Source organism: Microcoleus sp. D2_18a_B4 (genome assembly GCF_036702475.1).
Classification (GTDB): Bacteria; Cyanobacteriota; Cyanobacteriia; order Cyanobacteriales; family Microcoleaceae; genus Microcoleus.
This window is the reverse complement of record NZ_JAUBTL010000072.1, coordinates 25900-31995: the sequence shown is the minus strand read 5'-3', so window position 1 is coordinate 31995 and position 6096 is coordinate 25900. Positions and strand designations below refer to the sequence as shown.

Genomic DNA, 6096 nt, shown 5'->3' with positions numbered 1-6096 from the left:
GGGCAGCTCGTGAGTAAAACTGCTTCTGGAGGCGTTCTATCGGCGATCGATAGTAATATCGGTCTAGAGTCGAGCCTTTGAGAGAAGAATCCCCCGCATTCTATGCGTGGGGAGTGTCAAAGAATAGTTGCTCGCCTAAATGTACAAAGGGGAGTTTATCGTATTGTTATGGATAATGCCATTTCAGAGCTAGATCAAATTAAACGCCAGCTCATGACCCTACACAGACCGAAAAAGCCCAAAATGCTGGTAGTAGACGACGAACCAGACAATCTGGATTTACTCTACCGCACTTTCCGACGAGATTTTAACGTTCTCAAAGCTGAGAGCGGAATTCGCGCCTTGGAAGTCCTCGGCATCGAAGGCGAGGTCGCCGTCATCATTTCCGACCAGCGGATGCCCGAAATGAAGGGAACGGAGTTTTTGAGCAAAACCGTGCCTCAGTTTCCGAATACGGTCAGAATTATCTTGACTGGTTTTACGGACATTGAAGACTTGGTGGATGCGATTAACTCAGGACAGGTTTATAAGTATATCACCAAGCCTTGGGACCCGAACGAACTGAAAATGGTGGTGCAAAAGGCGGCCGAGACTTATGAAATTCTCAAGCAGCGGACTGAGGAATTGGATCGCGCTCAAAATCAAATACAACTGTTAGCAACAATCATGCAAACGGCTGTGGATTATCCGAGTTTGGAAGCAAGTTTAGATCCAATTGCTACTGCTATAAGTGATAATTTTTTGGCGGACTTTTGCATTTTGCAACTGGTGGAAGGAAATGTTTTAATCCCAGTCCAAGGCTGTCACACCACGGGTTCAACTGTGGAAAATTGGCTGGCGGATGACCCTCTGGTTCGAGAAGCAATTACCTCTCAAACTATTCAGGGTGTTGTGAATATTGGACTCGACACAAACCTAGCGAGTTTGCCGCACTATCAGAAATCCGGCATTCAAGCTCACCTGAGCATCCCGGTTAGTCACAAAGGTCGATCGATCGCCCTGATTTCCATGCAGTGGAAACAACCTTGTTCCCTGCGCCCCGACGAACTCACAACAGTTCACCTCGCAGCTCAAGAAGTTGCTTTGGTATTGACGAGTTTTCAGGGTCATTAGTCATCAGTCATCAGTCATTAGTCATCAGTCATTAGTCATCAGTCATTAGTCATCAGTCATCAGTCGGCTCTGTGTCTTGAGTCGAAAATGATAGCCAACCAATGATTAAAGACAACATATCACCGATCGCTAACAAATAAAAAAGCATTAATGACTGGCGACAGCATGACATGAATGGACGGATTAATTATTAGTTCCGGCTGACAAATCACCTTTTCCCCAATCACCTTTTCACCTTTTCCGCAATGACAAATGACCAATGACTAATAACGCCGAAGCAATTAAAACTATATTTAATCGAATTGCACCAGTTTACAACCAATTGAACGACTGGTTGAGCTTTGGGCAACACCGGATTTGGAAGCAAATGACGGTGAAATGGAGCAGTGCGAACCCCGGAAATACTTGTTTAGACTTGTGCTGCGGTAGCGGGGATCTAGCTTTGTTGCTGGCTAAACAAGCAGGGCCGACCGGTTGCGTATTTGGAGTAGATTTTTCCCCCGAACAATTGGCCGTGGCGGCCAGGCGCGATCGACCTTTTCTCACGCCTGCAAGCCCCATTTCCTGGGTAGAAGCTGACGCCCTAGACTTGCCTTTTGCTGACAATTACTTCGACTGCGCCACAATGGGTTACGGCCTGCGTAACGTGACTGACATCCCCCGCAGTCTTCAGGAATTGCACCGCGTCCTCAAACCCGGTGCCAAAGCAGCTATTCTCGACCTCCACCGCCCCAGCAATTCCCTAATGCGGAGCTTCCAGCAGTTTTATCTAGACACTCTCGTAGTGCCCATTGCTCAGCAATTTGGCATGACTCAAGAATATGCCTACATTAATCCTAGTTTAGAAAAATTCCCGATCGGCGAGCAGCAAGTCGCGATCGCCAACAAAGCCGGATTTGCCGCCGCCACCCACTACCCCATTGCCGGAGCTATGATGGGAGTATTGGTATTAGTCCGTTGACTGTTGTCAGTTGTCAGTTGTCAGTTGTCAACAGTCAACAGTTAACAGTTAACAGTCAACAATCAACAATTCCCAATTCCCAATTATTGATGAATCCGTCTGACATTTGGCTGTTGTTGGCCCCACCTGTAGTGGGAGGAATTATTGGCTATTTCACTAACGATATAGCTATCAAAATGCTGTTCCGCCCGTATCGAGCTATTTACATCAAAGGGCGGAAGTTGCCTTTCACTCCAGGCTTGATCCCCCGCAACCAAGAGCGCTTGGCAAAGCGAATTTCCGATACAATTATGGGTTCGCTGCTGACGCCACAGGAACTGCAAAACTTGGCGCGCCGCCTCCTGCAAACCGAGCGGATGCAGTCGGTGATTCTCTGGTTGTTGCAGTTGGCGCTGGATCAGGTAAAAGCAGACGCAGAGCAAAAAACGGCTAAAATTCTCGCTAACATTTTGCGAGATTTGCTGGGGGAATCTGTGCCGCGAATTCTCAAAGTTTTGGCGCGCCGGGAAGATTTTTTAGAAGTTCAGCTAAATCAAATTTTTGACCAAGTTTTGCTGGAGATTCAGCTAACGGAAGCTCAGGCGGCTCAGCTTGCTGAGTGGTTGTTGCAGGTAGTAATACCCCCGGAAGTGCTGCGGCAGGCTTTAATTGACTTTTTGACGGATCGCAATATTTCGATCATCGATGAAGGGTTTCGAGAAAAAACCAGCGGCACTTATTGGGTAGTAGCAAATTTGTTTGGTTTGCGGAACACTTTAACTCGGCTGCGGACTTTTTGTCTGGATGACAGAGAAGCCACAAATCAGCGCTTAGCAGAGTTAACCATTTCTTTGGGAATTCGCGGGCGAATTCAGGAATGGCTGCAAAATTTGTCGATGCAAAATTTACCGGTTTCGACTGTGAGACAGTTGCGAAAAACTATGCGCGACAGTGTTCGCAGCTATGTTCAGCAGCGGGGTACAGATGTACTTGAGGGGTTGAGTAAATCTATTGACTGGGAAAATATTTCGCGGTTGCTTCTCAATCGCTTGCAAACTTCAGCGGTGATGAGCGCTTCCCTCGGAATTGTCAGCCAAGAACTTGCTTTGGTTTTAGAACGCTATCTAGAGCGGGATTTAGAAAATATTGTAGCTCAGGCTATCCCGATTTTGAATATTGACCAGGTGATTGTCGATCGAGTCAAAGGTACTTCTCCTGAAGAGTTGGAGTTAGCAATTCAGGGAATTGTCCAAAGCGAGTTGCAGGGAATTGTAAATTTAGGAGGCATTTTGGGTGTTTTTGTCGGCTGTTTACAGACAGTTGTTATTTGGATTCAGCGGTGATTTATTTCGACAGGTGTGAGCTCTTTGTTGTAGTCTAATATTCACTCTCTCTGGCGCAGCCAGTACCAAAAACCCGGTTTTTCGCTAGTATTTGCTACCTAAGCCAGAGGATTTTTGGTAGAAACCGGGTTTTTGTGGCCCAATCCTAATTTACTTATTTTCTAAATCTATGCCAGCCCCCAATTCGGACGATCGCACAAACATCCCAAAAAACCCGCGCAACCTCAGCCGCCAACAATACGAGCGTTTAACAGCAGAAATGGCCACTCCCTACCGGCCTCTGCGACAGTTTGTCTATGTAGCTTGTGGCGCTTCTGGCTTTATAGGTGGCTTGGTTTTCCTCGCTAAAATTGCCTCTGGCCGGGAAATTGGTTCTGCTTTGCCCAATTTTGCCCTCCAAGTCGGAGTTGTGGCCCTGATGGTGTTCCTGTTTCGCTGGGAGCAGCGCGCCGACGGCCGATCCCCCAAGTCGAAGTAATAAAAATTTACAAATCGAGACAAAAATATATCTGAGGCAAGGAAAAGTTATAAATATAAAGAAATTATTATGAAATCGTGGTTTCCCAGCGATCCCTGTAATACTAAGAATGTGGCTTTAATTGGGGTCAGCAAATTTAAAGGCCCTAATCATAAACCGCTTGTAATTCGTTCAATTGGGGTCAGCTTTCATAAAGACCCTAAATATATAAAATAAATTAAAGCCCAGCGCCAGCCTTCACTGATAGAAGAGCTGGCGTTAGGCATTTTGCTAGGATCGGGAAATTGGGAGAGAGAATCATATCAATTTGGGTGGCACCGTCGGTGATTGTTGACTGTTGACTGTTGACTGTTGACTGTTGACTGTTGACAGTTGACTGTTGACAGTTGAATCGTGGTCGCAAAACTGAATGGTTGAGTGTTATCAGTAGGGTGTGCACCGCGCACAGAGAGGCCGGTACCAGCGCCCTGAACCGAGTTTTTTCCCTAGCATCCGATATAGGTAATACCAGTTCCCAAAAATCATGCACCTGTAGACTTGTGCTCGAAACCACGATCGTCATCAGTCATTCGCAATTCTAAAATCTAAAATCTAAAATGCTATAAGTGCTGGGGCGATCGACTAATTGGGTATTTCCCCAAGACCTTAGCCTGTGCAGTAACTAATGAGATGTGTCAAAGTCTAAGTAGAAAAAGATGTTGGGAGATTTTACTATGAATCGATCATTTTTCCAAGGGCGGTGGACACTATTTTTAGCAGCAGGCGCGGGAATTTTATTTTACAGCAATGCTGCGGCGGCTGCCGAAAAGGTAGTGCTCAAATACAGTGCGATCCGAATGACTTTACCCGTCAGCGAATTAGAAATTTTTGCAGAAACTGGGAAAATGTCGCCCGCGTTAGAAATGCTACTGGGAAAAGCAAAAAAAGACCCCGAAGCGGTTCGCAACAGTCTGACGAGACCAGTAAAAGTCAGTCAAAGCTTTTTGGATCGGACGCTTAACAGTAAGGTTGGAGAAATAATTCTCGATGAGGTGGGTCAGGTAATTCGCACTCCTTCTGGGAATGCAAATCGAGAAGCTTTGCGCGAGGCCTTGGTGCTGTCTGCAACTAATGATAACGAGATTACACTGCTGGAAGCGATGAAGAATTATCCTACTCCAGAAGTTTATGTTGAGGGCGATCGCTTAGTTGAAGCTTACGGCAAACTTGTAGCTTTGTCAGAACAATTGGGTGGCGTTTCAGAACGGCTGCAAGACCTTTTGAACAAGATTCGTCTGCCTAGATTGTAGTGGATTTGCTCAAGGACGGTTGATTGCTTCGAGCGATCGCACTTGGGTTGCTGAACCTGCATCTACAGGGGAGTTACCTTTTTTTGTACAAAATTTGCCTAATTTTGACAGGAGTTAAAAACCAAATCTAACTGCCGGCCAGCTTCAAACCAGACGGGAATCAGTCATTCCTAATTCTAAAATCTCAAATCTAAAATCAGATAACTTCGCTGTCAAATCTAGATCGGGATAGATGTTCGAGACTTTACGAAAAGTTGCTCCTGAAGTATAGCAATCCTAAATGATTTCTGAGAAACCACCAGAGCTAAAAAGCTTGGGAAAATCAAATATTTGGAGATGAGTGACTAATTTAAATAGGGCTTGCTGGGCGTTGCTTAATTAGGGTATGAAAAAAATAAGTTGAAAAGGCCGAAGCTTTGTGGATACTGGTTTCTATGACTGGCATATTTAGCCTTTCATACCGTAAATCAGCAACGCCGAGAAATACTGTCCCCTGCAATTTGATCTCCGAAGTTCCGATCGACACTCACTCTCGACACTCACTATCGGCACTCACTTAGCATATTGGAGGGGATGCCAGCAGAATTGGGCTATAAAATTCACAAACCGTGACAATATTTGGTTTTAGGGTACTCAATAAGCCAAAGTTTCTAAAGTTTCCCGCAGATAGGAACGAACCTGCTGATCGATGGTGGCATTTTGCTGCTGACGCTCAAAATTGAGTTCTAGCTGCCAGCGTTGAAATCCTGAACTTGCGCCGATCGCGGATTTGAGACTGCCCCAGATTTCAGAATCTTCGCACAGCTCGATCGGCTCTGCGGCTTGAGGTTGTTGTGCGATCGGTAGATAATTCGCCATATTGTTATACCTCTGTTTTAATCCCCTGTAAGGATTGAAAGCTGACCTTGACACTCTCTATTATAGATTCTTCTC

At 45.7% G+C, this 6096-nt stretch carries 6 protein-coding genes; 5 read left to right on the top strand and 1 reads right to left on the bottom strand.

What is annotated here, in order from left to right:
• Positions 1–168: 168 nt before the first annotated feature.
• The 5 genes from QUB04_RS28565 to QUB04_RS28545 all read left to right on the top strand — a co-directional run bounded on the left by QUB04_RS28565 (position 169) and on the right by QUB04_RS28545 (position 5163).
• Positions 169–1113, top strand: a complete 945-nt coding sequence (locus tag QUB04_RS28565) for a response regulator (RefSeq protein WP_333057724.1) — start codon at positions 169–171, stop codon at positions 1111–1113.
• A gap of 259 nt (positions 1114–1372) precedes the next feature.
• Positions 1373–2074 carry a bifunctional demethylmenaquinone methyltransferase/2-methoxy-6-polyprenyl-1,4-benzoquinol methylase UbiE gene (gene ubiE, locus QUB04_RS28560; RefSeq protein ID WP_333289713.1) on the top strand — a complete coding sequence of 234 codons (702 nt, stop codon included), beginning with the start codon at positions 1373–1375 and terminating at the stop codon, positions 2072–2074.
• Between the two features lie 89 nt (positions 2075–2163).
• Complete coding sequence (locus tag QUB04_RS28555) at positions 2164–3396, top strand: DUF445 family protein (RefSeq protein ID WP_333289719.1); 1233 nt, start codon at positions 2164–2166, stop codon at positions 3394–3396.
• A gap of 169 nt (positions 3397–3565) precedes the next feature.
• Positions 3566–3874: a DUF3493 domain-containing protein gene (locus tag QUB04_RS28550; protein WP_333289711.1), complete on the top strand. Its 309-nt coding sequence runs from the start codon at positions 3566–3568 to the stop codon at positions 3872–3874.
• A 713-nt stretch (positions 3875–4587) separates the two neighbouring features.
• Positions 4588–5163 (top strand): alpha/beta hydrolase, encoded by a 576-nt coding sequence (locus QUB04_RS28545; protein ID WP_333289709.1) that lies wholly within the window; start codon positions 4588–4590, stop codon positions 5161–5163.
• A 633-nt stretch (positions 5164–5796) separates the two neighbouring features.
• Here QUB04_RS28545 and QUB04_RS28540 read toward each other — a convergent pair.
• The gene (locus tag QUB04_RS28540; protein ID WP_333029417.1) at positions 5797–6021 is read right to left on the bottom strand and encodes a hypothetical protein; all 225 of its coding nucleotides are present in this window, start codon (positions 6019–6021) and stop codon (positions 5797–5799) included.
• Between the last annotated feature and the right edge of the window lie 75 nt (positions 6022–6096).